Below are 26579 nucleotides of genomic sequence, written 5' to 3'. Positions count from 1 at the left end.
GAACGCATCCGTTTCGATCAGGAGGAGCGATGGCGCTATACAGGATCGGCGGCTACTTCACGTGCGGAAGCGGCCGCGCATTCAGCGAGAACCTGCCGCCGGGCAGCGAAGTGACGATCGCGGGCATCTATCGATGCACCGTATGCGGCGACGAGATCGGCATTGCGAAGCGGCAGACGCTGCCGTCCGACGACGAGCATCGGCACGATCTCGATCCGCCGTCCGACCCGCTGCTCGACCCCGGCCCGACGGCATGGCAATTGATCGCGGCCGCGGAGTCGAGACACTAGGCGAGCGGCGTTCGCCTGCTCATGTGTGCGCGGATGCGCGCCGCTCCCCGCACGAACGCCGACACAACCCAAGCCCGACAAAACAAAAGCGCCACGGAGCGAACTCCGTGGCGCTTCTTCGATGCCGGCCGATGCGGAGGCGCGAACCTCCGCATGGCGACACGCGCTTAAGCCGCCGTTGCCGGCTTGGCCGGCTTCTGCAGCTTGCCCTTGCCGGCGCGCTGGATTTCCTCGAGCTTGATCTCGACGTGGCGCGAGAACACGTACTCGGCCGGACGCTGCTTCGCGATCGAGATGTCCGGCGCGAACGCGCCTTCGGTCTTGATGCCCTTCCGGCTCACGGCGAACGCCTTCAGCGGATGCGCGATCGTGTCCATCACGGCGGTGGCTTCGAAGCCGCAGTGGACCATGCAGTCCGCGCACTTCTCGTAGTTGCCGACGCCGTAGTTGTCCCAGTTCGTGTCTTCCATCAGTTCCTTGAAGGTCTTCACGTAACCTTCGCCGACCAGATAGCACGGCTTCTGCCAGCCGAACACGGTACGCGCCGGGTTGCCCCACGGCGTGCACTTGTACGTCTGGTTGCCGGCCAGGAAGTCGAGGAACAGCGACGACTGGCTGAACGACCAGCGCTTGCCGCCTTCGCCGCGCTTCAGGATTTCGCGGAACAGGTTCTTCGTCTTGTCGCGGTTCAGGAAGTGCTGCTGATCCGGCGCGCGCTCGTACGCATAGCCCGGCGACACGGTGATGCCGTCGACGCCGATCGGCCCCAGCGTATCGAAGAACTTCGCGACGCGCTCGGGGATCGCATCGTTGAACAGCGTGCAGTTGATGTTCACGCGGAAGCCGCGGCGCTTCGCTTCCTTGATGGCCGCGACCGCCTTGTCGTATACGCCTTCCTGCGACACGGAATGGTCGTGCATTTCCTTGTCGCCGTCGAGGTGGACCGACCAGACGAAGTACGGATTCGGCTCGTAGTCGTCCATCTTCTTTTCCATCAGGAGCGCGTTCGTGCACAGGTACACGAACTTCTTGCGCTTCATGATGCCCTTGACGATCTCCGGCATCTCCTTGTGGAGCAGCGGCTCGCCGCCGGCGATCGACACGATGGGCGCGCCGCACTCGTCGACGGCTTCCAGGCATTCCTCGACGGACAGGCGCTGGTTCAGGATCGGGTCCGGATAATCGATCTTGCCGCAGCCGTTGCAGGCGAGGTTGCAGCGGAACAGCGGCTCGAGCATCAGCGCGAGCGGATAGCGTTTGTTGCCGGACAGGTGTTGGCGCATGATGTATGCGCCGACGCGGACTTGCTGGAGCAGCGGAATAGACAAGAGATGTCCTCCTTAAACTTCGCGGGCGACAGCTTGCGTAAGCTTCGCCGGCAACTTGAATTCGACTTTTTCCTCACGGCCCGCCATCGTCGTGACATCGACGGGCCCCAGCGCGCGCAGCGCGCCGATTACATCCTCGACCATTTCCTCGGGTGCCGACGCGCCGGCGGTCAGGCCGACCGTCTGCACGCCCGCGAACCATTCGGCCTTCACTTCCGAGCCGTCGGCGACGAGATAGCTCGGTACACCGCTTTCGGTGCCGATCTCGCGCAGGCGGTTCGAGTTCGAGCTGTTCGTCGCACCGACGACCAGCAGCACGTCGACCTGGCCGCTCAGCTCGCGCACGGCGGCCTGGCGGTTTTGCGTCGCGTAGCAGATGTCGCGCGTGTCCGGGCCGACGATGTCGGTAAACCGGCGCTGCAGCGCTTCGATGATGCCGCGCGTGTCGTCGACCGACAGCGTCGTCTGCGTGACGTACGCGACCGGCGTGTCGACCGGCAGCGTCAGCGTATCGACTTCGGCCTCGCTCTGCACGAGGATCACCTCGGCCGGGATCTGGCCGATCGTGCCCTCGACTTCCGGATGGCCCGCATGGCCGATCAGGATCAGCCGGCGGCCCGCCGCGACGTACTGGCGGCCCTGCACGTGCACTTTCGTGACGAGCGGGCAGGTGGCGTCCAGCACGTCGAGCCCGCGCGTTTCCGCGTCGCGTTCGACCGTCTGGGCGACCCCGTGCGCGCTGAAGATCGCCACGGCGCCGTGCGGCACCTCGTCGAGCTCCTCGACGAATCGAGCCCCTTTATTACGCAGGTTTTCGACGACGTGCCGGTTATGCACGATCTCATGACGCACATAGACCGGCGCGCCGTGCTGTTGCAGCGCGCGATCGACGATCTCGATCGCGCGGACAACCCCCGCACAAAAGCCGCGGGGCTGGGCAAGGATGACTCGCATAAGTGAGCGAACTCCGACGACAGACGCCGGGTTCGAAGAGCTGGCACCGCTCGCTCGCCCCGGCTTGATGTTATGAAGGCAGGAACGAACCGGCCAGGCCAGGCCCCGGAACCCCGAATTAATCGCGCATTTTAACCCTATCGGGCCGTCCTTGCTCTGGTGCTGTATCGGCCGTGTTGCATCCGCCGCAGCGCCGCGTCGGCGCTCGTGCGTGCGGAACCCGGTAAACTGCGCGGTTTCGCGGGCAGCCCGTCCGGCTGCCCGGCGTCGCGCTCATTTCAAGGCCATTCGATGACCGTCGATTCTTACGCGTATTGCCCTGCCGCTGGTGCGGTCAAGGGTGTTTTCACTCCGACCCCGATTGAGATCGAACGATCCGGGGCTGCTGGCGCCGGCGTCCGGCAGGAGGCGTGCCGATGATGCTGGCGATTACCTTCCTGGTGTCCGGCCTGTCGCTGGTGATCTGGATCGTGCTGCTGGTCGCGCGCGGCGGCTTCTGGCGCGCGCGACCCGCGCGGGCCCTGCCGCCGGAAGCGCGCGGCGCCGCGGCCGAGGCCGGCTGGCCGGCGGTCGTCGCGGTCGTGCCGGCGCGCAACGAGGTCGACGTGATCGCGCAAGCGGCGACGTCGCTGCTCGAGCAGGATTATCCGGGCGACTTTCATCTGATCATTGTCGACGACCACAGCGACGACGGCACCGCCGCCGCGGCCCGCGCGGCGGCGCTCGCGATCAACCGCGCCGACCGCCTGACCGTGCTGGCCGCGAAGCCGCTGCCGGCCGGCTGGTCGGGCAAGGTGTGGGCGCAGTCGCAGGGCATCGCCGCGGTGCGCACGCTCGGGCTGCCGGCCGACTATCTGCTGCTGACGGATGCCGACATCGGCCATCCGCCCGACGCGGTGGCCCAGCTCGTCACGCGCGCGCAGGCCGAACAGCGCGATCTCGTGTCGCTGATGGTGCGGCTGCGCTGCGATTCGTTCTGGGAAAAGGCGCTGATCCCGGCGTTCGTGTTCTTCTTCGCGAAGCTCTATCCGTTCTCGTGGATCAACAATCCGCGCAAACGGACGGCCGGCGCCGCGGGCGGCTGCATGCTGGTCAAGCGCAGCGCGCTGGAAGAGGCCGGCGGCATCGAATCGATCCGCGGCGCGCTGATCGACGACTGCAGCCTCGCCGCGCAGATCAAGCATCGCGGCAGCGGCCGGCATCCGATCCGGCTCGACCTTGCCGAGCGCAGCGTGTCGCTGCGTCCGTACGACAGCTGGCGCGACATCTGGAACATGATCGCGCGCACCGCGTTCACGCAGCTCCATTATTCGCCGCTGCTGCTCGCCGGCACGCTGCTCGGGATGACGATCATCTATCTCGTGCCGCCTGTGGCCGCGCTCGCATACGGCGCGCGGGCCTGGCCGGCGTGGCTGGCATGGGCGTCGATGTGCACCGCGTATGCGCCGATGCTGCGCTATTACCGGCGCTCGCCGCTGTGGGCGCCCGCGCTGCCGCTCGTGGCGCTGTTCTACGTCGGCGCGACGTTCGCGTCCGCGTGGCGCTACTGGCGCGGCAAGGGTGGTCAGTGGAAGGCGCGGGTGCAGGCGCCGGTGGAGCGCTGAAGCGGGCCGGCGGATGCCGGCCGTCAGGACCACCGGATTGCTGAAAACAGACAGCCCGAATCGACGTGAGCCGATTCGGGCTGTTTGCTTTCCGGCCGACGTCCGGTCGCCGCTGCGCGCGTGCTTACCGCTGCGTCAGCATCATGTACATCTGGATCACGACGTCCGGCGAGAACGTGAACGGCACCCAGCCGTAGCCGGTGTGGCGCGCGACCAGCAGACGATCGCCGTTCGACTGCTTCTGCACGGCCATCATCGGGTTCTTCGTCGTCACGAAGCGCCAGCCGGCCGGGATGCCCGGCGGCGGTTCCGGCTGCATCGACGCGCGCGCATGCGCGAGTTCCTCGATCAGCTGGCCCAGTTGTTCCGGGTGCAACGTGATCGACTGGCCGTTGACGGTCAGCGTCAGTTCGTTCTGCGACGGGCGCGCGACGTGCAGCGTCGCCTTGTCCGCGGGGGCGTCGGCGCCTGCTTCGGCCGCGGGTGCGACTTCGATCGCGGCGTCGGCGACGGTGGTCGCGACGACGTCGGTGATCGCGTCGGCCGCCGCAGCGGCGACTTCATCGGCGGCAGCCGGCGCGGTGGCGTTCGTCATCGGCTCAACGGCGGACCCGACGGCCGGTTCGACCGCCTCAGCCGCGACGGCCGGCTCGATGGCCAAAGCTGCCGCGTTCGTCGCGGCGTCCTTCACGACGGCTTCGACCAGCGCTTCCGCGTCGGCGATCGCCTTCGCGTGACGCTCGGCGGCCGCTTCGGCCTGCGCGATCGCTTCGGTATGGCGCTGCGCGACGGCCTCGGCCTCGGCGGTCGCCTCCGCATGGCGTTGCGCGGCCGCGTCGGCTTGCGCGATCGCTTCGGCGTGACGCTGCGTGATCGCTTCGGCTTCGGCGGTTGCCTCGACATGGCGTTGCGCAGCCGCTTCCGCTTCGGCGATCGCCTGCGTGTGACGCTGCGCGAGTGCCTCGGCCTCGGCGATCGCGGCCGCGTGGCGCTGCGTCGCGGCCTCGGCTGCGGCGGTCGCCTCCGCATGGCGCTTCGCGGCGGCTTCGGCTTCCGCGGCGGCCGCCGCATGACGCTGCGCGGCCGCGTCCGCTTCGGTCGCGGCGGCGTGATGACGCTGCGCGGCGGCCTCGGCTTCGGCGATCGCGGCCGCATGACGCTGCGACGCGGCTTCGGCATCCGCGTGGCGCTGCGCGAGCGCCTCGGTCAGCGCGGTCGCTTCGGCGTGCCGCTGGACGGCGGCCTCGGCCTGCGCGGCGGCTTCGGTGTGGCGTTGGGCGGCGGCTTCGGCCGCGGCGGTGGCGTCGGCGTGGCGCTGCTGCGCGGCATCGGCGTCGGCGGCTGCGGCCGTGTGGCGCTGCGCGGCGGCCTGTGCTTCGGCTTCCGCGGCGGCGTGACGTGCGGCGGCGGCCTGGGCTTCCGCCGCGGCGGCGCGCGCGAACGCTTCCGCGCTGCGTGCCGCCTGCTGCGCGGCGTGGTGATCGTGGAGGAGCTGATCGACGCCCGCGTTGAGCGAATCGATCTGTTCGTTCAGGTTCATGCGTGTCTTCTCTGCGTAAGACCCGCGATTTTAACCGCTGCGCCGGTGCCGGTCCGTCAGCGACGTGTAACAAAGTGCGCAAAGCGGCGTGAAATACGCCGCTTTGTGTTACTTCAGGTAGCCCGCCGAGCCGAACCAGTCGAGCGCATCGCGCAGTCCTTCGCGGTACGGACGCGCACGGTAGCCGAGCTCGCGCTCGGCCTTCGCGGACGTGAAATACATCTTGTTCTTCGACATCCGCAGCCCGTCGACGGTCACGAACGGCTCCTTCTTCGTGAACTTCGCGACGGCCTCCGCACCGACGGCGAGCGGGTAGAGCGGCCAGCGCGGCAGCGCGATCGTCGGCGCCTTGCGGCCCGTCATCTGTGCGATGTCGGCCAGCATCTGCTGCAGCGGCAGGTTCTCGCCGCCGAGGATGTAGCGCTCGCCGATCCGGCCGCGCTCGAGCGCGAGGAAGTGGCCGTGCGCGACGTCGTCGACGTGCACCAGGTTCAGCCCGGTATCGACGAACGCGGGAATCTTGCCGAGCGCGGCCTCGACGATGATGCGGCCGGTCGGCGTCGGCTTTACGTCGCGCGGGCCGATCGGCGTCGACGGGTTGACGATCACGGCCGGCAGCCCTTCGTCGGCGATCATCCGCTCGACCGCGCGCTCGGCCAGCACCTTGCTGCGCTTGTACACGCCGATCGCCTGCTCGGCGGTCAGCGGCCGGTTCTCGTCGGACGGATCGCCGGCGCTCGTGACCTTCAGCGTCGCGACGCTGCTCGTGTAGACGATCCGTTCGACGCCTTCGGCGCGCGCCGCGCGCATCGTCGCGACTGCGCCTTCGAGGTTCGCGCGCTCGATCTCGTGCGGGTCCGGCGCCCACAGCCGGTAGTCGGCCGCCACGTGCAGCAGGTAGCGCACACCGCGCAGCGCGGCGCGCATCGACGTCTCGTCGCGCATGTCGCCGGTGACGATCTCGGCGTCGAGATCCGCGACGTTCGTGCGCGGGCTGGTCGGGCGCACCAGCACGCGCACCGCATAGCCTTTCTGCTGCGCGATGCGTGCGACGGCCGAGCCGACGAAACCGGACGCGCCGGTGACGAGAACGAGATCGCGGGAAGTATCAGTCATGCGTTTCCTTCAGGGCCGCGCGCGGGCGGCGCGGCGGTTGTGCGTCGGCGAGATTGTACGTGGTCGGCGCGCCCGGCGACGCGAGCGCCGTCCTCCGGCACGCACGCATCGCCGGGCAGCAAACCCGCAGTTGCGTGCTCGCGCGGGCGGCTGCACTGGCGACGGCGCCGAGCCGGCCCGCCGGGCCCGTGTGCGAAGCGGCCGACGCGACTACAATGCCGGGCTTGAATGGATTGCACGACGGGAGGGCGACGCGATGAGCCGCAATGAACTGGACGAACGGATCGAGACCTACTACGTGCGGGTGCGCGGCGTCGTGCAGGGCGTCGGTTTCCGTCACGCGACGGTGCGCGAGGCGCATGCGCTGAAGCTGCGCGGCTGGGTCGCGAATCTCGAGGACGGCAGCGTCGAGGCGATGATCCAGGGCCCGGGCGCGCAGATCGACCGGATGCTCGCGTGGCTGCGCCACGGGCCGCCGTCCGCGCGCGTGACCGAGGTGACGTTCGAGGAGCGCCACGTCGAAAAGCGCTTCGAGCGCTTCCAGCAGCAGTAACGCGCAAGGCTAAAAGAACATGACGGGGTATCCGGAGGCCGGGCGCGGCATCGCGCTGTCGGTGATGGCGTCGACGCTGTTCGCGCTGATGTCCGCCTACGCGAAACTGCTCGCGCCGCTCACGGGGCTCGACATCTTCGCGTGGCGCATCCTGTGGACCGCGCCGGGCGCGCTCGCCCTGATCGCGCTGCGCGGCCGCTGGCCGGCGCTCGTCGAACTCGTGCGGCGCGGCGTGCGCGACTGGCGCCTGCTGGTCGCGCTGCCCGCGAGCGCGGCGCTGCTCGGCCTGCAGCTGTGGCTGTTCCTGTGGGCGCCGCTGCACGGACGCATGCTCGAAGTGTCGCTCGGCTATTTCCTGCTGCCGCTGACGATGGTGCTCGTCGGCCGCTTCTACTATCACGAACGGCTCGATCCGCTGCAATGGGCGGCGGTCGCATGCGCGGCGCTCGGCGTCGCGCACGAGGTATGGGCGACGCGCGCGTTCGCGTGGCCGACGCTCGTCGTCGCGCTCGGCTATCCGCCGTATTTCGTGCTGCGCCGCCGGATCAACGCCGATTCGCTGGCCGCGTTCGCGCTCGAGATCGTGCTGCTGTGTCCGGTCGCGTTCGCGATGGTGTCGGCGAGCGCGACGCCGGTCGCCAGCCATCCGCGGCTGTGGGCCGTGCTGCTGCCGGGGCTCGGCGTGCTCAGCACGCTCGCGCTCGCGAGCTACCTGAAGGCGAGCCGGATGCTGCCGATGGCGCTGTTCGGGATCCTCGGCTACGTCGAACCGGTGCTGCTCGTCGCGGTGTCGCTGCTGCTGCTCGGCGAGACGCTGAGCGTCGCGCAGCTCGCGACGTACGGGCCGATCTGGGCGGCCGTTGCATTGACCGCGTGGCACAGCGCGATGCTGATGCGGCGCTTGCCCGCGCGCGGCTGAGCATCGCCGCCCGGCCGTGCGACGGCGGCAACGAACGTGCCGCGCAGTGCGCATTGCTTGCGTCGCGTCACGCGATGCCGGCGTCGAACCGGCATCGCGCTGATGTGCAGCTGACGTCTGGCTGGCGGCCTCGCCAGCGTTGCATCGCCGATGTCACGCCTGTAATCGAACAGAAGATTCCGTTGCACTTTGTTACTTAGGGTATCTCCCGACCGGCCGCTAGACTGATCTGACCGCCTCCTCTTCGTATGCGGCTTTTCCATGAACGGTCATTTTCGTGCCGGGCCGGCCGGGTTGGCGCGATACGAGCATACGCGTAGCGCCGCCGATCGCGTTCGCCTTCTCCCTTCCGAATCCTCCTTCGGTGCATGCCGCACCGTCGTCGTGCAGGTGCGGCCATGTCGTTGAACACGCCGCCTGCCGTCCCGATGCCGCCGACCCGTAGCGCGCGCCTGATCGAAGTCGATTTCTTCCGCGGCATCGTGCTGCTGATGATCGTCGTCGATCACATCGGCGCGAGCGTGCTGTCGCGCGTGACGCTCCATGCATTCGCGCTGTGCGATGCAGCCGAGGTGTTCGTGTTCCTCGGCGGCTTCGCGACCGCGAGCGCGTACGGCGCGATCGCCGACCGGCACGGCGCGCGCGCGGCGCAGCGGCGGTTCGTGCGCCGCGCGATGCAGATCTACCGCGCGTTTCTCGCGACGTCGACGCTGATGCTCGTCGTGTCCGCCGTGCTCGACCATTACGGGATCGACACGCCGAACCTCGCGCTCGACGACGTCAGTGTGATGCTCGCGTCGCCGCTCACGGGGCTCGCCGAACTGCTCACGTTCCAGCGCCAGCCGTATCTCGCGTCGGTGCTGCCGATGTACGTGCTGTTCGCGCTCGCGTCGCCGGTGATCGTGCCGTTCGCGCGCCGCCATCCGTGGCTCCTCGTCGCGTTCGGCGCGACGTCGTGGCTCGCGGCGGGCTGGCTCGGCCCCGAGCTGCTGGACACCGATGCGTTCCGCTGGAACTTCAACCCGTTCGCGTGGCAGCTGATGTTCGTCGCCGGCGTGCTCGCCCGCTGCCAGCCTTTCTACCGGTACGTCGCGCTCGGGCGCTGGAGCGCCGCGGCGACCGGCGTCGCGTGCGCGATCGTGCTCGGTTGTGCGAGCTACAAGCTGTTCTCGGGGCTGCCGTTGCCGGAAGGTATTCTCAAGCGCGATCTCGCGCTGCCGCGCATCGTGAGCTTCGCGGCGATTGCCTGGCTGATGGCCGACTGCGTGCGCTACGGCTGGATCGCGCGCATTGCGCGGGCCGTGCAGCCGGTCGTCGCGGTCGGCCGGCGCGGCCTGATCTGCTTCGTCGCGGGCGCGGCGATCTCGCTCGTCATCGATTCGCTGCTGCATCCGGTCGCGAACGGCGCCGAGCTGCGGCATATCGGCGTGGGCCTCGCGGCCGACGCATGCGCGGTCGGGCTGATGATGGCGGTGGCCGGTTCGGGAACGTGGTTCGCACGCCGGCGCGGCGCGGCCGCGTGAACGGTGCGGGAAAACGCGCAGGCGGCACGCAACGTGCCGCGCTGTGCGCTCAGTGAGGTGAGCCGATACGGGAGCGGGGGACGACGGTCGCGTCGTCGGATTCGGCGTCGTCGCGTTCGTCGGACTTCGGATCGTCCTGCTGCGCGAGCACCGCATCGGCTTCGGCCGCGGCCCGGGCGGCGCGCAATGTAGTGCAGCGCTGCGCGTGCCGGATGTCCGACAGTATCCTCAAGAGCCGAGTCGTCTTGTTTTTCATGATCTTCTCCCGCCAGTGCGCATCACGACGGAGCGGATGCGCCGTTGCAACCAGTGTAGGACGTGCTGGCCGCGCTGGCGGGAGAATGTGGCGTGCACGCCGCACGCCGAGGGATAGTACTTACTGCGCCGAGGCCATCGCCTGCGCCTGCACCGCTTCTTCCTCGCGGCGCTCTTCCGCGCAGCGCTGATGCTGGCGCGACAGGCGGTTCATCATCGGCAGCAGCAGCAGGGCGAGCAGCATGCCGATCGCGGCGAGCCAGCCGAGCTTCTCGAACAGCGACAGGTACAGCGGCAGCGATTCGGTGGCCGGCAGGTCGTGCGACGGCATCTGCGCGAAGTTCGCGACGACGCTGCCCAGATACTGCGACACACCCGTCGCGACGAAATACGCGCCCATCATGAAGCCGCTCATGCGCGCCGGCACGTAGCGGGCGATCATCGCGAGGCCGAGGCCGCTCACCAGCAGTTCGCCGAGCGAGTAGAGGCCGTAGCCCCACACCATGAACCACGACGACACGCGGCCGTCCACCGCGTAGCGGCCGCTGATCGTGAACACCAGGTAGCCGGCGGCTACCGCGCCGAAGCCGAACGCATACTTCGCGGCGACCGGCAGGTCACGGCCGCTCTTCGAGAACGCGTTGTAGACCCACACGAGCACCGGGCTCAGCATCATGATCCAGATCGGGTTCAGCGCCTGGAACTGCGCGGCGCTCCACGTGAACAGCGTCGTGCCGAACAGGATGAAGCGCGGATCGACGTTGCGCAGCGCGAACAGCGTGAGCGACGTCGACATCTGCACGTAGAAGATGAAGAACAGGATCACCTGGCCGATCAGCACGAGCGCCGCGATCAGGCCCGCGCGTTCCGAACGCTCCGACTTCGCGATCATGTACGCGAAGATCGCGAGGATCGCGAACGCCGCCGTCCATACGCTCGCGACTGCGAGCTGCTTGTGCTGCAGCACGTACAGCGTGACCAGCGCGAGCGCAACGCCGCCTGCCGCCACGCCGCCGAGGCGCTTCCAGCGGATCGGTTCGTCGTCGGGCTGCGAGCCGATGTGCGCGAGCGTGCGGTGCATCAGCATGAAGTTCAGGATCGCGAGCAGCATGCCGGCGCAGCAGACCGCGAACGCGGTGTGCCAGCCCCAGTGATCCTTGATCCACGGCGTCGCGAGCATCGACACGGTCGAGCCGATGTTGACCGCCATGTAGTAGATCGTGAACGCGCTGTCGATGCGCGCATCGTCGCCTTCGTAGATGCGGCGCACGAGGTTCGCCGCGTTGGCCTTGAACAGGCCGTTGCCGACGACGATCACGCCGAGCGATGCGTACATGTACGCCAGCGCGTCGTTCGGGATCGCCAGCATCAGGTAGCCGGCGCACAGCACGGCCGCGCCGATGATCATCGTGCGACGTGCGCCGAGCACCTTGTCGCCGATCCAGCCGCCGATCGACGGCGACGCGTAGACGAGCGCGGTGAACGCGCCCCAGGTCAGGTTCGCATGGCTGTCGGTGAAACCGAGCCGGTCGACCATGAAGAGGACCAGGAGCGCGGCCATACCGTAGTAGCCGAAGCGCTCCCACATTTCGATGAGGAAGACCGTCGTAAACGAACGGGTCTGTGAAACAGGTGCGTGCATCATCAATCTCGTTTGAAACGGACGGCGCGGATCGCGCGTCGCCTTGGGGTCGAACTGGCGCCGGAGCACGGTGGCCGGGTAGGCTTTGCGTCGGCGATGGAGCAGTCGGGCGGGTTAGCCCGGGCCGGGGTCGGACTCCGCCCGATAAGGCGGTGCGAGGCCCCGACCGGCACGCGAGTGGTAACGTTTGCCGGTCCGGTGCGTCAGGTCCGCGCCACTCAGGGAAACTCCCGATATGGCAGCAGCTTTCAGGAAAATTTGTCTCATCATCTATTTGTAAGCTTCGCGCCCGTTCTCCGAAAATTCCCGGAGAGCCGCTTGCAGCTTGCCTGTGAAGCCGGCGAGTCTGGCAAGATAGCGCGTCGTTTCGCCCGCTTCGTGCCCTGTTTAGTGCACCGGGCTCAACACCGAAGACGTGTGCGAACCCGAAGATTAAGCTATCTCGTATTAACTTAGTTACTTTCCATCAAACATTTTTTGACGACCACTTTTCGGCCTGCTATGGTTCCCCCCACTGAAAACTCGCGAGCGGCAGACGCTGCCGCACTCGGCAGCAAGATTCGCGCGTTGCGCCAACGACTCAAGCGCACGCTCGACGACACCGCTACCGCCGCGGGGATTTCGAAGCCGTTTCTGTCTCAAGTCGAACGCGGGCTCGCGTCGCCGTCACTGACGTCGCTGGCCGGTATCGCACAAGCGCTCGGCGTGACGGTGCAGTACTTCGTGGATACGCCGAGCGAGGAACGCTCGGTCTGCAGAGGCGATCAGTTGCGCTTCTTCGGATTCGCCGATTCGGCGAACCTGTTCGCGAGGCTGACCAACGTGACCGAAGGGCGTCAGCTCGAGGCGATCCTCGTGCGGATGCCGCCGGGGCAGAAGCGGTCGGAGGTGACGACCCATGCAGGAGAGGAATTCCTGTATGTGATTGAAGGGGAAGTGTCGCTGACGCTGGAAGGCAAGACGTTCGTCCTGCAGGCCGGTGACAGTTCGCACTATCAGTCGACGGTCCCGCACAGCTGGGTCAACACCGCGAAGGTCGAGTCGGTGGTGGTCTGGGTCGGTACGCCGCGGCTGTTCTAACGCACAGGTATTCCTTCGTTTCCAAGACGGAATGCCTGTCGAAAGAAACGTAAGGAATACTAAGATGCAATACGAGAATCACGGGCCTCCTCAATCGCTGTACCCGTCAGCGTCTCACGCGTAACCGCGGCATCCGCCGCGCATCGCTCGCCGAACAACTTTCTCAAGACTGCCACGATGAAATCCTTGCATGCCATGTCGGCCGTGCTGGCCGCGCTCGCCCTGACGACGCCCGTCGCCCACGCCGTTACCGTTCCGTCGAACGTCACGCTCGCTCCTCAACAGGACCTGACGCGCCAGGTGCCCGCCGAAGTCGAGTCGCTCGACCCGGCGCACATCGAATCGTGGACCGGCAACACGATCGGCCTCGACCTGTTCGAAGGGCTTGCCCGCATCGACGCGGCCGGCCAGGTCGTGCCGGGTGTCGCGCAGTCGTGGGAGCGCAAGACGCCGCAGACCTGGATCTTCAAGCTGCGCCACGATGCGAAGTGGAGCAACGGCCAGCCCGTGACGGCCGCCGATTTCGTCTACTCGTGGCAGCGCCTCGTCGACCCGAAGACGGGCTCGAAGTACACGATCCTCGTCGAGTTCGTGAAGAACTCGAAGGACATCATCGCCGGCAAGGCCGCGCCGACGACGCTCGGCGTGCGCGCAGTCGACCCGTACACGCTGGAAGTGACGACCGACGTGCCGGTCGCGTTCTTCCCCGAACTGACCGCGATGGTGCCGCTCGCGCCGGTGAACAAGGACACCGTCGCGAAGTTCGGCGACGCATGGACGCGTCCCGGCAACATCGTCAGCAACGGCGCGTACCAGCTCGTCGACTGGCAGCCGAACAACCGCATCGTGATCTCGAAGGACGCGAAGTACTGGAACGCGCCGAAGGTCGTGATCAACAAGGTCACGTACCTGCCGATCGAAAGCGACGAAACGGCGATGCGCATGTACCAGGCCGGCCAGATCGACTACAGCTACTCGATCCCGTCGGGCATCTTCCAGCAGGTCAGCAAGCAGTTCGGCGGCGAACTGCGCCCGGGCCTGCAGCTCGCGACCTACTACTACTACCTGAACAACAGCGACGCGGCGCTGAAGGACAAGCGCGTGCGCCAGGCGCTGTCGATGGTGATCGATCGCGACGTGCTGACGTCGAAGCTCACGCAGGCCGGCGAGAAGCCGATGTACGGCCTGATGCCGAACGGCACGAAGGGCGTGCACCCGTTCACGCCGGAATGGGCGTCGTGGCCGATGGCCAAGCGCGTCGCGACCGCGAAGGACCTGCTGAAGCAGGCCGGCTTCTCCGATGCGAAGCCGCTGTCGTTCACGCTCACGTACAACACCAACGACCTGCACAAGAAGGTCGCGCTGTTCACCGCATCGGAATGGCGCACGAAGCTCGGCATCGACACGAAGCTCGAGAACGTCGAGTTCAAGGTGCTGATGAAGGAGCGGCATGACGGCAAGGTGCAGATCGCGCGCGACGGCTGGTTCGCCGACTACAACGACGCGATGACCTTCTTCGACCTGATCCGCTGCGGCAGCTCGCAGAATACCGTCGGCTACTGCAACAAGCAGGCCGACACGCTCGTCGACGAAGGCAACCAGAAGCTCGACGACAAGGCGCGCGCCACGCTGCTCACGCAGGCGCACGACGCGGCGATGAACGACACGCCGATGGTGCCGCTGTTCCAGTACTCGGCCGACCGTCTCGTGAAGCCCTACGTGGGCGGCTACTCGCTGAAGAACGTGATCGACATGCGTGCTTCGCAGGACATGTACCTGATCAAGCACTGAGCGGAGCGATCATGCTGGCCTACGCATTGAGACGCACGTTGTGGGCGGTGCCGACGATTCTCGCCGTCATCACCGTCTGCTACCTGCTGCTGCACTTCACGCCCGGCGGTCCGTTCGATACGGAGAAGCAGCTGTCCGCGGCGACGCTCGCGAACCTGAACGCGAAGTACCACCTCGACGAGCCGCTGTGGAAGCAGTACCTGCTGTATCTCGGTTCGCTGCTGCACGGCGATCTCGGCCCGTCGTTCCGCTACGTCGACTGGTCGGTGAACGATCTCGTGAAGAAGGCGCTGCCCGTGAGTCTCGGCGTGGGCGGCATCTCGATCCCGCTCTCGATCGGGTTCGGCGTGCTGCTCGGCACCGTCGCGGCCGTGCGCCGCGACAGCGTGATCGACCGCTTCGTGATGCTGATCGGCAACTTCGGCAACGTCGTGCCGCCGTTCGTGCTCGGCCCGGTGCTGGTGTGGATCTTCGCGATCCTGCTGAAGACCTCGGCCGGCAACGGCTGGCTGCCGGCCGGCGGCTGGGGCGACGGCGGCTGGCAGTACAGGCTGCTGCCGATCGTGCTGCTGACCTTCATCAACGTATCGCTGCTCGCGCGCGTGATGCGCGGCTCGATGATCGAGACGCTGTCGAGCAACTTCATCCGCACCGCGCGCGCGAAGGGCCTGCCGGGCTCGACGATCGTGCTGCGCCACGCGCTCAAGCCCGCGCTGATGCCGGTCGTGTCGCTGTTCGGCACGGTCTGCATCACGTCGATCACGGCGGCCGTCGTCACCGAATCGGTGTTCGCGCTGCCGGGGCTCGGGCAGCTCGTCGTGAACGGCGCGATCAACCGCGACTACACGCTGGTGCTCGGCCTCGTCGTGCTGACGACCGTCTGTGCCGTGCTGTTCAACCTGCTGGTCGACCTCGCGTACGCATGGCTCGATCCGCGCATCCGTTATTGAGCGAGGCACTGCGATGACTCCGACTACTCCCGTCGTCAGTCTGCCTGTGCAGACCGACTCGCCGCCGCGTTCGCGCTCGCCGCTCGCGCTAGCGTTCGCGCGCTTCCTTCACAACCGCGCGGCCGTGTTCAGCCTCGTGCTGCTCGCGCTGATCACGCTCGCATGTTTCGTCGGTCCGTGGCTGCTCGCGGCCGATCCCGCCGCGAGCGACTGGGGCTCGATCAGCCTCGCACCGACGCTCGCGAACCAGCACTGGTTCGGCACCGACGAGCTCGGCCGCGACCTGCTCGTGCGCACGCTGATCGGCGGCCGCGTGTCGATCGAGGTCGGCCTGCTCGGCACGCTGGTGTCCGGCCTGTTCGGCGTGGCGTGGGGCGCGACCGCCGGCTTCGCGGGCGGGCGGGTCGACTCCGCGATGATGCGCGTCGTCGACATGATGTACGCGATCCCGTACCTGCTGATCGCGATCCTGATGATGACCCTGTTCGGCCGCTCGTTCATGCTGGTCGTGCTGACCATCAGCGCGTTCTCGTGGATCGACATGGCGCGCGTCGTGCGCGGCCAGACGCTGTCGCTGCGCAATCGCGAGTTCGTCGACGCGGCGCGCGCGATCGGCGTGTCGCCGGCGTCGATCGTGCTGCGCCACGTCGTGCCGAACCTGCTCGGCGTGGTCGTCGTGTACGCGACCGTGTCGGTGCCGAACATCGTGCTGACCGAATCGGTGCTGTCGTTCCTCGGCCTCGGCGTGCAGGAACCGATGACGAGCTGGGGCGTGCTGATCCAGGACGGCGCGCAGAAACTGGAATCGATGCCGTGGCTGCTGCTGGCACCGGCCGTCATGCTGTGCGTGACGCTCTACTGCGTGAACTTCGTTGGCGACGGCCTGCGTGACGCGCTCGACCCGAAGGATCGCTGAAGATGGCTGTTCTGTTGGAAGTAGAAAACCTCGGCGTGCGCTTCTCGCGCAAGGACGCGCCGCCGATCGACGCCGTGAGCGGCGTGTCGTTCTCGCTCGAAGCCGGCAAGACGCTCGGCATCGTCGGCGAATCGGGCTCGGGCAAGAGCCAGACCGTGATGGCGCTGCTCGGCCTGCTGGCCGGCAACGGCGCGACGACGGGCGCCGCGCGCTATCGCGGCGACAACCTGCTCGAGATGGATACGCGCGCGCTGAACGCGGTGCGCGGCGACCGGATCGCGATGATCTTCCAGGATCCGATGACGTCGCTCAATCCGTTCCTGACGATCGAGCGGCAGATGACCGAGACGCTGCAGCTGCATCGCAAGCTGTCGCGCAAGGAAGCGACGAAGCGCGCGATCGAGGCGCTCGAGTCGGTGCGCATTCCCGACGCCGCGCGCCGCATCCGCATGTATCCGCACGAGTTTTCCGGCGGCATGCGCCAGCGCGTGATGATCGCGATGGCGCTCCTGTCCGAGCCGGAAATCCTGATCGCCGACGAGCCGACCACCGCGCTCGACGTGACCGTGCAGGCGCAGATCATCGACCTGCTGCGCGAGCTGAACCGCGAGCGCGGCACCGCGATCGTGCTGATCACGCACGACATGGGCGTGGTCGCGGGCCTCGCGGACGACGTGATGGTCATGTATGCGGGCCGCACCGTCGAATACGCGCCGGCCGACTCGATCTTCGCGGCGCCGTCGCATCCGTACACGATCGGCCTGCTCAACGCGCTGCCGCGCCTGACCGACGCCGACGACGCGCCGCTCGTCGCGATTCCCGGCAATCCGCCGATGCCCGGCACCGCGCCGGCCGGCTGCGCGTTCGCGAAACGCTGCACGTATGCGGAGGCGCGCTGCGGTACCGCACGCCCCGCGCTCGAAACCTATGGCGCGGCGGGCGCGGTGCGCGCGTGCCACCGGCCGCTGGCCGATCTGACGGGAGGTCTGCGATGAGCGTCGATGAACGCCGCAATGCCGGCGCGACGGGCACGACGAGCGATACGCTGCTGTCCGTCGACGATCTGAAGGTGCATTTCCGCGTGCCGCTCGGCGGCTATCCGTGGTCGCCGAAGGGCACGCTGCGCGCGGTCGACGGCGTGTCGTTCGACGTGAAGCGCGGCGAGACGGTCGGACTCGTCGGCGAGTCGGGCTGCGGGAAGTCGACGCTTGCGCGCGCGCTGATCGGCCTCGTGCCGATGACGGCCGGCACGGTGCGCTGGCGCGGCGAAGCCGTCGCGCCCGATCACCTGCGCGGCACCGCGATGCGCCGCGAAGTGCAGATGATCTTCCAGGATCCGCTCGCGTCGCTCGATCCGCGCATGACGATCGAACAAATCGTCGCGGAGCCGCTCGTCACGCACCACGCGGGCCTCGGCCGCGCCGAAGTGCGGCGCCGCGTGGTCACGATGCTCGAACGTGTCGGCCTGAACGCGCATCACCTGCTGCGCTATCCGCACGAGTTTTCCGGCGGACAGTGCCAGCGCGTCGGCATCGCGCGCGCGCTGATCGGCGAGCCGAAGCTCGTGATCTGCGACGAGCCCGTATCGGCACTCGACGTATCGATCCAGGCGCAGATCGTGAACCTGCTGCGCGACCTGCAACGCGAACTGTCGTTGTCCTATCTTTTCGTCGCGCACGACCTGGCGGTGGTGAAGGCCATCAGCCAGCGAGTGCTCGTGATGTATCTCGGCCGCGTGATGGAGTTCGGCACGCGGCATGACGTGTACGGCGTGCCGCAGCACCCGTACACGAAGGCGCTGCTCGATGCGGCGCCGACGCCGGAGCCGGCGCGCGAGCGTGCTCGCCGTCCGATGCTGCTGGCGGGCGAGATGCCGTCGCCGCTCAACCCGCCGTCCGGCTGCGCGTTCCGCACGCGCTGCCCGGTCGCGATCGACGCGTGCGCGCAGGACGTTCCGTTGCCGGAAGTGCGGCAGGGCTCGCCGGCGCGTGTCGCGTGCATCCGGGCGGGCGTGGCGGCGTGAAGTGACGCAGCAAACATAACCAGGCAGGTCAACAGGGGTAGGGTGCGGCGCGAATGATCTTCGCGCCGCGGGTAAAGGCGCGTCCTTAACCGGGCTCGCCGGGGGGCTGGAAGCGGATCGCAACCGGCGTGGACGACATCAACACAAGACGAGAATGACGATGAACAAGCAAAAGACGATCGGGACGGCATCGAAGATGCTGCTTGCATGGGGCTTGCCGGCGCTTGCCGGCGTATCGCTGAGCGGCGTGGCGTACGCCGACGACGCGGCCCCCGCACCGCTGACGGTCGCGCAGGCGGCGCCGTCCGCCGGCGCAGGCACGTCGGTTGCGCAGGCAACGACCCCGAACGCCATTATCAACGCCGAGGCGACCCAGGCCGTCACGCCGCCCGACGAGCCTTCGGCACAGTCGAAGTCGAACGGCTTCATTGCCGACAGCCACCTGAATTTCCTGTTCCGCAACTATGCGGACACGCTCGACAACAAGGGCGGCCCGCACCGTCACGCGTGGGTCCAGGGCGCGATGGCGAACTTCGAGTCGGGCTACACGACCGGCCTGATCGGCATCGGCTTCGACGCGTCGTTGTATGCGGCGCTGAAGCTCGACGGCGGTGCCGGCGCGGGCAGCATGGTGCACATCGCGAAGGGCGGCGGCGGTTCGAACCAGCTCGCATGGGCCTATCCGGGCATCTACGACGTGAAGGCGCGCATCTCGAACACGGTGGTCAAGTACGGGCTGCAGGCCGTCGACAACCCGTTCATGGAACAGCACGACAACCGCGCGCTGCCGCCGACGTTCCTCGGCGCGACGATCGTCAGCAACGAATTCAAGAACGTGATGCTCGAGGCCGGCAGCTTCACGAAGACCGATGCGCGCGGCCACACGACGCTCACCAACCTCACGACGCAATACGGTGGCACGCGCATCAATCGCCTGACCTACGTCGGCGGCACGTGGGACTATTCGCCGGACGGCGAAGTCGCGCTGTACGCCAACCAGGCCGACGACGTGTGGCACCAGTACTACGCGTCGGTGAAGCACAGCATCGGCGATACGAAGTCGATCAAGTGGACCGGCTTTGGTAACGTTTACTCGACGCACGACACGGGCGACGCGCTGCAGGGCAAGATCAACAACAACGCGTACAGCCTGTCGGTGGCTGCGCAGCACGGCCCGCACGAACTGCTGCTCGGTTATCAGCAGGTGCTCGGCGACCAGTTCTTCGACTACCTGAACGAAACGAACGGCATCTTCCTGACCAACTCGATGGACGTCGACTACAACGCGCCGCACGAAAAGTCGCTGCAGCTGCGTTACACGTTCTACGGCAAGGAAGCGGGCCTGCCGGGCTTCAAGGCGATGGTCTGGGGCGTGACGGGCTGGGGCGCGGACGGCAGCGCAGGGGCTGCGAACGATCCGAGCAAGTCGAGCATCTACTGGAGCAACGGCGCGCCGGTGCAGGGCCGTCACCACGAGTTCGGCTTCATCCCGTCGTACACGTTCCAGAGCGGCAAGCTGAAGGACACGAAGGTCACGTTCATCGCGATGTGGCACACCGGTTCCACGCACACCGCGGACGCGACCAACAAGGAGTACCGCCTGGTCGTGAACGTGCCGCTGCACGCGTTCTGATCGAAGGGGGGACGCAACGTCCCCTTCAGTCGTTTTCGTCTCGCGCGGCCGGCCTGCGACCCGTTCGATCAGGCCGGCTTGTGCAACCCCGCCACCGGATCGTTCGCGGCGGGCATGTCCTCCACCAGCGACGTGAGCTGGCGGCCCGTGTCGCGCCAGGCGTCGAGGCCGCCGCGCAGCGGCAGCGCATCGGTGAAGCCTGCGTCGAGCAGGCGCTTGGCCATCAGCGCGGCCGTCACTTCGTTCGGGCACGAGCAATACACGACGAACTTCTGTGAGAACGGATAGCGCGCGACGATGTCCTCGATGTGCCGTTCGTCCGCGAACTGCGCGCCGGGAATCGTGAACGGGTCGAGCTTGCGGTGTTCGGGCGAACGCACGTCGAGCACCACCGGCGCGGCCGCATCGCGCAGCAGTTCTTCGAGCTCGTCGACGCCGATCCGCGCAGTCGCGAGCTGGCGGATCAGCGCGCGGCGGCGCATCCAGCGCACGGCCGCGTAGACGGCCAGCAGTGCGACGATCACCAGCAGTACCGCGCGGCCGAGCCGGCTCGCGCCGGCGAACAGCCAGTCGATCTGCCGATAGAACACGAGCCCCGCGAGGAGGCCGACGATCGTCCACAGCGCGGCGCCGAGCGCGTCGTAGCCGGCGAACGTGCGATAGCGCGTGCCGAGTGCGCCGGCCATCGGCACCGACACGAGCGACAGCCCGGGAATGAAGCGGGCGACCGCGAGCACGCGCACGCCGTAGCGGCCGAAGAATCGTTCGGTCTTCTTCACGCAGGTGTCGCGCGACAGCGACAGCCGGCAGATCGTCTTCAGCGTCGTGCCGCCGTAGCGCCGCCCGGCGACGTACCACACGGTGTCGCCGATCAGCGCGCCGAGCACCGACAGCGCCAGCACCGTCAGGAGCTGCGAGCCGATCATCGCCGGATTCATCGCGGCCATCGCGCCGAACAGCACGAGCGTCGGCATCGCCGGTACGGGCAGGCCGATGGCCGCCGCGAGCACGTTGGCGAAGACGAGAAGCGGCCCGTATTGGGCGACGAGGTCACGGAGCATGACGGCTGGCCGAAAAGGAAGCGCGTGTGGAAGGTACGAAGATGGGCCGATTATCGGCCATTTTCAAGCGGACGGCGGGGAATGACGCAAAGCGCCTGACGGCGGCAGGGTGATGCGGGCGGATCGGTGAGCCGGTGCGTTGTGCGCGGCTCACCGGTCGACATCACGAAGGGGTAGGGGTGCGGACGAGCGAGGCGGCGCCGTGGTTTTCGCCAGGCAGTTCGGCGCCGTGCGAGCGGATCGCCGCGATCAGCTCGGCCGGCGTGATCTCGTAGCGAACCTCGCGGTGAATGCCGGGCTTGCGCTCGTCGATGTCGATCAGCAGCACGCTCTTGCCGTCGTCGGTCGATTCGAGCCGGAGCGAGCGCAGTTCGCGGCCGTCGGCCGGGTCATGTTCGGTGAGCAGGGTCATTGCCCCGGATGAGCCGGTAGTGCGCATCGAACCTATCCTCGTATCGTGTGTGCCAGGTTGGCGAAGATGTCGTTGTTGAATGCAGCTTGACGAAGTTTAACGCGAATGGGCCACAACACGGAGCATTTTCGTGGTCCCTGAATGAGGGCTGCACCGGCCATCCTTCTGATGTTTGAGCCGCGCCGGGCGGGCGTTTTGGCCGGATCGGACCGATCCGCGCCCGGCGCCCGGCCGGTGCGCGGCCGGGAGGCGCGGGTGCCGTCAGAAGCGGTCGGCGAGGCCCATCGCCGGGTCGCTGACCGAGTGGCGGCCCGTTTCGACGCGGCCGGCCATGCGGCGGGAGAAGCTGGCGTCGCTGTCGGTTTCATCGACAATCCGGCGGCGATCGCACTGTACGAAAAGCACGGCTTCCGGATAGAAGGCGAGGCGCCGGACTATGCGCTGCGCGACGGTGCGTATGCATCGGTGTTTCAGATGGCGCGGATCAAGGGGCGGCAGTGATGGACGCGTGCTGAAGCGCGTGCGGGCCGGCGCGTCGTTGCATCGGCCGCGGCATGTGCATGTATTGGCCATGCCGTGCGCCTTGTCGTGCCTGCCTCCGTGTACCCGATCGCGTGCAGCGACCGACGGCAGTCAATGCAGCGCCGCATGCAGCGCAGTGAGTGGTCGCGTCGACCGCCCAGGCGCGCACGTCGGCGACGTCACGCTTCATATCCATTCGAGAATTCGTTCGTTTTCAACCGGCGGCGAGAATCGTATCGTCAAATGATTTGCCGGTCGCCGTGGTTGTCGCGGTTGGTACGGCTGCGCGGTGTGCGCATGCAGCGGCCGGTCTGGGCCTTTCGCATCGATGCCTGCGTGATCCCTACGCGATGCCCACGGCCGATGCCGGCATGCGTCGTGCCATCCGTCGATGCCCTTCGTTGTTGCATCGCTTCGTCGTGTTTTCGCTTCGCCGTTTCGTGCGCAAGGGCCGGCCATCGCAGCGTACCGGTTCCGCCGTCGCGCGACGCCGCTATCCGCAACCGTCTCTTTCAACGGAACCCGCCTTGATGAAAACCGTCCTCCGTAACCTGACTGCAGCCTGCCTGTTCGCCGCCGCGGGTGCGGCGTTTGCCACCAACGCGCCGCAGGGCGCTCCCGTATCGGGCCCGTCGAGCGGCGGCGCGCATCTGCCGCCCGGCATCGCTTGGCAGCAGGGCGACGTCGATGCCGCGTTCGCGCTCGCGAAGCGCACCGGCAAGCCGCTGCTGCTGTACTGGGGTGCCGTATGGTGCCCGTCGTGCAACCAGGTGAAGTCGACGATCTTCAGCCAGCAGGCATTCAAGGCTCGCTCGTCGTTCTTCGTGCCCGTGTATCTCGACGGCGATACCGAAAGCGCGCAGAAGCTCGGCGAGCGCTTCAAGGTGCACGGCTATCCGACGATGATCCTGTTCCGTCCGGACGGCACCGAAGTGACGCGGCTGCCGGGCGAGGCCGATCTCGAGCGCTACATGCAGGCGCTGTCGCTCGGGATGACGGCCGCGCATCCGGTGCGGCAGACGCTCTCGACCGCGCTGAACAACGGCGCGGCGCTGACGCGGGCCGAATGGCATCTGCTGGCCGACTATTCCTGGGACACCGACGGCGCGCTGCCGGTGCCGGCCGATCGTGTCGCGCTGACGCTGCAGACGCTGTCGCAACGTGCGCGTGCCGCCGGCGCGAAGGCGGACGCCGCGCGCTTCGCGCTGAAGTCGGCGGTGGTGGCGGCATCTGACGATCCCGCACAGGCCGGCGCGCTCGACAAGGCGGCGCTCGCCGACGCGCTGCGCGCGGTGCTGCGCGAACCGGCGCTGGCGCGGGCGGATTCGGACGTGCTGGTCGCGGCGCCCGCGCGCGTGGTCGCATACCTCGGCGGCGACGCCGCGCAGCGCACGACGCTGCGCGACGCGTACGACACGGCGCTCGCCCGCCTGTCGACCGATTCGACGCTGTCGTCGATCGACCGGCTGATGGCGCTGCACGGCCGCGTGCTGCTCGCGCGCAACGACGCGCACGCCGGCGCGCCGCTCGCCGCGCCGGCGCTGGTCGATACCGCGCGCAAGCAGATTGCCGCATCGGTGCAGGGCGCCGCGAACGCGTACGAGCGGCAGGCGCTCGTCAGCGAAGCGGCGGACACGCTGACCGACGCTGGGCTGTACGACGAATCCGACGTCTTGCTGAAGGCCGAGTTGCCGCGTTCGGCGACGCCGTACTACTTCATGTCGGGGTTGGCCGCGAATGCGAAGGCGCGCGGCGACAAGGCCGCGGCGCTCGACTGGTACCGCAAGGCATACGACTCGGCGAGCGGACCGGCGACCAAGCTGCGCTGGGGCGCGACCTATTTCGCGAATGCGGTCGCGCTGGCGCCGGACGATTCTGCACGGATCGAAGCGATCGCCGCGAGCGTGCTCGCGCAGGCCGGCAAGACCAAGGATGCGTTTTATGGGGCGAACCTGCGTGCGCTGACCAAGGTCGTCACGCAGCTGAATCGCTGGCGCGGCGGCGGCGCGCACGATGCGTCGGTCAGGTCGGTCGTGAAGCAGTTCGACGGAGTGTGCGCGAAGCTGCCGGCGGGCGACCCGCAGGCAGCGCCATGCGCGAAACTGATCGAGCCGGTGAAGGCGTGACGGCTCGCGACGGAGCGGTCGGGCGGGGCGGCCGCGTCGTTGCGGCGATTACCGGGCCGACTCCGGTGATGCACCGCGGTCGTTGTCATATCCGGCACCTTGCTGGCGGGCGATCTTCGCTTCGGCGGAAACGATGCTGGCCGGATAGAACCAGTCGCTCGGCTGGAAGCCGGCCTGCTTGAGCGCCTTCACTTCGGCGCGGACCTGCGCGCGCGTGAGCGGCGGGTTCGACTGCGCTTGCGCGGCGAGCGGGGCGGATATAGCCAGGGCAACGGCAACTGCGTGAATCAGGCGCTTCATGATCGTGACCTCCATGTTTCCAGCTGGGCGGCCGGACTTCGTTTGACGAAGCGGCGGCGGTTGAAAGCAGTGTAGGCCCGACCACGCGCGGGAAAAATGCGATCGCTCCCAACGCAGTGTTCTGCTGCCGGAAACAATGAACGGTGGAGCGGACGGCCCGGATGGCGGCACGTGACGGGCGACAGGCCGTCCGGTCTGCACCGCAATGTGGCGTCGAGCGATTCCGGTCGGTCGGGGACGAAGTGTCGGATGGGAATCCCGGCGATCCGTGCTGGTTTGCAAGCGGAGGTATCGGGAAGGTGCGGCGCGTCGCGACAAGCATCGCGCCGTGGTGCCGCTGCGGCAATGCCGGCCGGTCGAACAGCCGGGAACACGCGGAGGGAGGAAGGCGCGCCGGCCGCGTCGATGCGGCCGGCAGGGTTGGGCGGCGCTCGGAACGCCGCCCGATGCGGCGGCTTACACGAGGCCCGTCGTGTAGTACACGGCGATCACGAAGAACACCGCGAGCGTCTTGATCACGGTGACCGCGAAGATGTCGCGATACGACTCGCGGTGCGTGAGGCCCGTGACCGCGAGCAGCGTGATGACGGCGCCGTTGTGCGGCAGCGTGTCCATGCCGCCGCTGGCCATCGCGACGACCCGGTGCAGCACCTCCATCGGAATGTTGGCGGCCTGCGCGCCCTTGATGAACAGGTCCGACATCGCGGCGAGCGCGATGCTCATGCCGCCCGACGCCGACCCGGTGATGCCTGCGAGCGAGCTGACCGACACGGCCGCGTTCACGAGCGGGTTCGGAATGCTCTTCAGCGCGTCGCTGACGACGAGGAAGCCCGGCAGCGCGGCGATCACGCCACCGAAACCGTATTCCGACGCGGTATTCATCGCGGCGAGCAGCGCACCGCCGACGGCGGCCTTCGAACCGGCCGCGAAGCGGTCGCTGACGCGCTTGAACGCGGTCAGGACGACCAGCACGATGCCGAGCAGCAGCGCGGCCTCGACCGACCAGATCGCGACGACGGTCTTGATCGACGTCGTGACCGGCGTGTGCACGCCGGGCAGCACGTCCGGCGCGACCGTGTACGACGCAGCGCCGTACCACTGCGGAATCAGCTTCGTGAACGTGAAGTTCGACGCGCCGACGAGGAGCAGCGGCAGGATCGCCAGCGCCGGATTCGGCAGTGCCGTCGCTTCGACGCGCTCCGGCTCGTTGACGAGCGACGTGCCGTAGCCTTCGCCCTTCGCCATCGCCGAACGGCGGCGCCATTCCAGGTACGCGAGGCCGACGACGATGATGAACAGCGAGCCGATCGTGCCGAGTGCGGGTGCGGCCCAGGCGGTCGTCTTGAAGAACGTGGTCGGGATGATGTTCTGGATCTGCGGCGTGCCGGGCAGCGAATCCATCGTGAACGAGAACGCGCCGAGCGCGATCGCGCCGGGCATCAGCCGCTTCGGAATGTTGCTCTGGCGATAGAGCTCGGCCGCGAACGGGTACACCGCGAACACCACGACGAACAGCGACACGCCGCCATAGGTGAGCAGCGCGCACACCGCGACGATCACCGCATTCGCGCGCGAGCGGCCGATGTAGCGGATCGCGGCGTGCACGATCGACTCGGAGAACCCGGACAGTTCGATCACCTTGCCGAACACGGCGCCGAGCATGAATACCGGGAAATACAGTTTGACGAAGCCGACCATCTTCTCCATGAAGATGCCGGAGAAGACCGGTGCGACGGCGGCGGGTTCGATCAGCAGGACTGCGCCGAGCGCGGCGATCGGCGCGAACAGGATCACGCTGTAGCCGCGATACGCGGCGAACATCAGGAACGCCAGCGCGGCGAGGACGATCACGAAAGACAAGGGAGTCTCCTAATAGCTTGGAATGGCTTTGGTTGTTGTTCGATCGCGGAGCGCGCCGCGGACCGGCCCAGGTTCCTGCAGATTTCGTGCCATCGGCCGCATTGCGCCGCCGGACATGGGTCCGGGGCAGGCCGGCGGGCCCGCGCCGGCCAATGTCTGAAGATTCTACATAAATCGTCTC

The 26579-nt window shown here is 67.6% G+C and carries 23 protein-coding genes and 1 pseudogene; 14 read left to right on the top strand and 10 right to left on the bottom strand.

The genetic code is table 11. From position 1 onward, the window contains the following. Positions 1–29 precede the first annotated feature (29 nt). Positions 30–290: a hypothetical protein gene (locus tag DID98_RS06420; protein WP_124486042.1), complete on the top strand. Its 261-nt coding sequence runs from the start codon at positions 30–32 to the stop codon at positions 288–290. A 167-nt stretch (positions 291–457) separates the two neighbouring features. On the opposite strand, the gene hpnH is transcribed toward DID98_RS06420, so the two are convergent. After that, entirely contained in the window at positions 458–1618 is a 1161-nt protein-coding gene (gene hpnH / locus DID98_RS06415) for an adenosyl-hopene transferase HpnH (protein WP_124520106.1), read from the bottom strand. A 12-nt stretch (positions 1619–1630) separates the two neighbouring features. Further along, positions 1631–2572, bottom strand: a complete 942-nt coding sequence (gene ispH, locus DID98_RS06410; protein WP_044844980.1) for a 4-hydroxy-3-methylbut-2-enyl diphosphate reductase — start codon at positions 2570–2572, stop codon at positions 1631–1633. A gap of 416 nt (positions 2573–2988) precedes the next feature. On the opposite strand from ispH, the gene DID98_RS06400 reads away from it, so the two are divergent. Further along, positions 2989–4176, top strand: coding sequence for a glycosyltransferase (locus DID98_RS06400; protein ID WP_124520105.1), 1188 nt, complete (start codon positions 2989–2991; stop codon positions 4174–4176). Positions 4177–4300: 124 nt separating this feature from the next. On the opposite strand, the gene DID98_RS06395 is transcribed toward DID98_RS06400, so the two are convergent. Beyond that, a complete protein-coding gene (locus DID98_RS06395; RefSeq protein ID WP_124520103.1) occupies positions 4301–5716 on the bottom strand; it encodes a phage tail protein in 1416 nt (471 codons plus the stop codon). Between the two features lie 108 nt (positions 5717–5824). Next, positions 5825–6832 carry a hopanoid-associated sugar epimerase gene (gene hpnA / locus DID98_RS06390; protein WP_044844982.1) on the bottom strand — a complete coding sequence of 336 codons (1008 nt, stop codon included), beginning with the start codon at positions 6830–6832 and terminating at the stop codon, positions 5825–5827. Between the two features lie 256 nt (positions 6833–7088). Between hpnA and DID98_RS06385 the strand changes: the two genes are divergently transcribed. The 3 genes from DID98_RS06385 to DID98_RS06375 all read left to right on the top strand — a co-directional run bounded on the left by DID98_RS06385 (position 7089) and on the right by DID98_RS06375 (position 9827). Beyond that, positions 7089–7385, top strand: coding sequence for an acylphosphatase (locus tag DID98_RS06385; protein WP_124486044.1), 297 nt, complete (start codon positions 7089–7091; stop codon positions 7383–7385). A gap of 19 nt (positions 7386–7404) precedes the next feature. Then, positions 7405–8304 (top strand): EamA family transporter RarD, encoded by a 900-nt coding sequence (gene rarD / locus DID98_RS06380; RefSeq protein ID WP_124520101.1) that lies wholly within the window; start codon positions 7405–7407, stop codon positions 8302–8304. Between the two features lie 398 nt (positions 8305–8702). After that, positions 8703–9827: an OpgC domain-containing protein gene (locus DID98_RS06375; protein WP_124486046.1), complete on the top strand. Its 1125-nt coding sequence runs from the start codon at positions 8703–8705 to the stop codon at positions 9825–9827. Positions 9828–9876: 49 nt separating this feature from the next. Here DID98_RS06375 and DID98_RS06370 read toward each other — a convergent pair whose 3' ends face one another. Further along, the gene (locus DID98_RS06370; protein WP_044844987.1) at positions 9877–10083 is read right to left on the bottom strand and encodes a hypothetical protein; all 207 of its coding nucleotides are present in this window, start codon (positions 10081–10083) and stop codon (positions 9877–9879) included. Between the two features lie 120 nt (positions 10084–10203). Beyond that, entirely contained in the window at positions 10204–11727 is a 1524-nt protein-coding gene (locus tag DID98_RS06365) for a peptide MFS transporter (RefSeq protein WP_044844988.1), read from the bottom strand. Positions 11728–12225: 498 nt separating this feature from the next. Between DID98_RS06365 and DID98_RS06355 the strand changes: the two genes are divergently transcribed. The 7 genes from DID98_RS06355 (at position 12226) to DID98_RS06325 (ending at position 20117) form a co-directional block, all read left to right on the top strand. After that, positions 12226–12804, top strand: a complete 579-nt coding sequence (locus DID98_RS06355; protein ID WP_044844989.1) for a cupin domain-containing protein — start codon at positions 12226–12228, stop codon at positions 12802–12804. Positions 12805–12981: 177 nt separating this feature from the next. Beyond that, positions 12982–14595, top strand: a complete 1614-nt coding sequence (locus DID98_RS06350) for a peptide ABC transporter substrate-binding protein (RefSeq protein ID WP_124486047.1) — start codon at positions 12982–12984, stop codon at positions 14593–14595. An 11-nt stretch (positions 14596–14606) separates the two neighbouring features. Further along, positions 14607–15545 carry an ABC transporter permease subunit gene (locus tag DID98_RS06345; RefSeq protein ID WP_124486048.1) on the top strand — a complete coding sequence of 313 codons (939 nt, stop codon included), beginning with the start codon at positions 14607–14609 and terminating at the stop codon, positions 15543–15545. 13 nt (positions 15546–15558) lie between these two features. Beyond that, on the top strand, positions 15559–16461 hold the full coding sequence (locus DID98_RS06340) for an ABC transporter permease (protein WP_044844992.1): 903 nt from the start codon (positions 15559–15561) through the stop codon (positions 16459–16461). A gap of 2 nt (positions 16462–16463) precedes the next feature. Then, entirely contained in the window at positions 16464–17456 is a 993-nt protein-coding gene (locus DID98_RS06335; protein WP_124520099.1) for an ABC transporter ATP-binding protein, read from the top strand. Continuing rightward, positions 17453–18484 carry an ABC transporter ATP-binding protein gene (locus DID98_RS06330; protein WP_044844994.1) on the top strand — a complete coding sequence of 344 codons (1032 nt, stop codon included), beginning with the start codon at positions 17453–17455 and terminating at the stop codon, positions 18482–18484. The genes DID98_RS06335 and DID98_RS06330 overlap by 4 nt, the downstream gene beginning before the upstream one ends. Positions 18485–18644: 160 nt before the next feature. Beyond that, positions 18645–20117, top strand: a complete 1473-nt coding sequence (locus DID98_RS06325; protein ID WP_044845036.1) for an OprD family porin — start codon at positions 18645–18647, stop codon at positions 20115–20117. A gap of 68 nt (positions 20118–20185) precedes the next feature. Here DID98_RS06325 and DID98_RS06320 read toward each other — a convergent pair whose 3' ends face one another. Both DID98_RS06320 and DID98_RS06310 read right to left on the bottom strand, forming a co-directional pair. Further along, complete coding sequence (locus DID98_RS06320) at positions 20186–21178, bottom strand: DedA family protein/thiosulfate sulfurtransferase GlpE (protein WP_044844995.1); 993 nt, start codon at positions 21176–21178, stop codon at positions 20186–20188. 163 nt (positions 21179–21341) lie between these two features. Then, the gene (locus tag DID98_RS06310; RefSeq protein WP_044844996.1) at positions 21342–21617 is read right to left on the bottom strand and encodes a hypothetical protein; all 276 of its coding nucleotides are present in this window, start codon (positions 21615–21617) and stop codon (positions 21342–21344) included. Positions 21618–21953: 336 nt separating this feature from the next. Here DID98_RS06310 and DID98_RS06305 point away from each other — a divergent pair. Both DID98_RS06305 and DID98_RS06300 read left to right on the top strand, forming a co-directional pair. Next, a pseudogene (locus DID98_RS06305) lies at positions 21954–22091 on the top strand (GNAT family N-acetyltransferase); the annotation flags it as partial. Between the two features lie 551 nt (positions 22092–22642). Beyond that, entirely contained in the window at positions 22643–24238 is a 1596-nt protein-coding gene (locus DID98_RS06300) for a thioredoxin family protein (RefSeq protein WP_124520097.1), read from the top strand. Positions 24239–24286: 48 nt separating this feature from the next. Here DID98_RS06300 and DID98_RS06295 read toward each other — a convergent pair whose 3' ends face one another. Both DID98_RS06295 and DID98_RS06290 read right to left on the bottom strand, forming a co-directional pair. Beyond that, positions 24287–24538, bottom strand: a complete 252-nt coding sequence (locus tag DID98_RS06295) for a DUF4148 domain-containing protein (RefSeq protein ID WP_124520095.1) — start codon at positions 24536–24538, stop codon at positions 24287–24289. Positions 24539–24994: 456 nt separating this feature from the next. Continuing rightward, positions 24995–26398, bottom strand: coding sequence for a GntP family permease (locus tag DID98_RS06290; RefSeq protein WP_044845000.1), 1404 nt, complete (start codon positions 26396–26398; stop codon positions 24995–24997). Positions 26399–26579 lie beyond the last annotated feature (181 nt).

The sequence above is a fragment of the Burkholderia sp. Bp8984 genome, from assembly GCF_003853755.1.
Classification (GTDB): domain Bacteria; phylum Pseudomonadota; class Gammaproteobacteria; order Burkholderiales; family Burkholderiaceae; genus Burkholderia.
The sequence above is the reverse complement of the archived record's forward strand: the minus strand, read 5'-3'. Positions and strand labels throughout refer to the sequence as shown.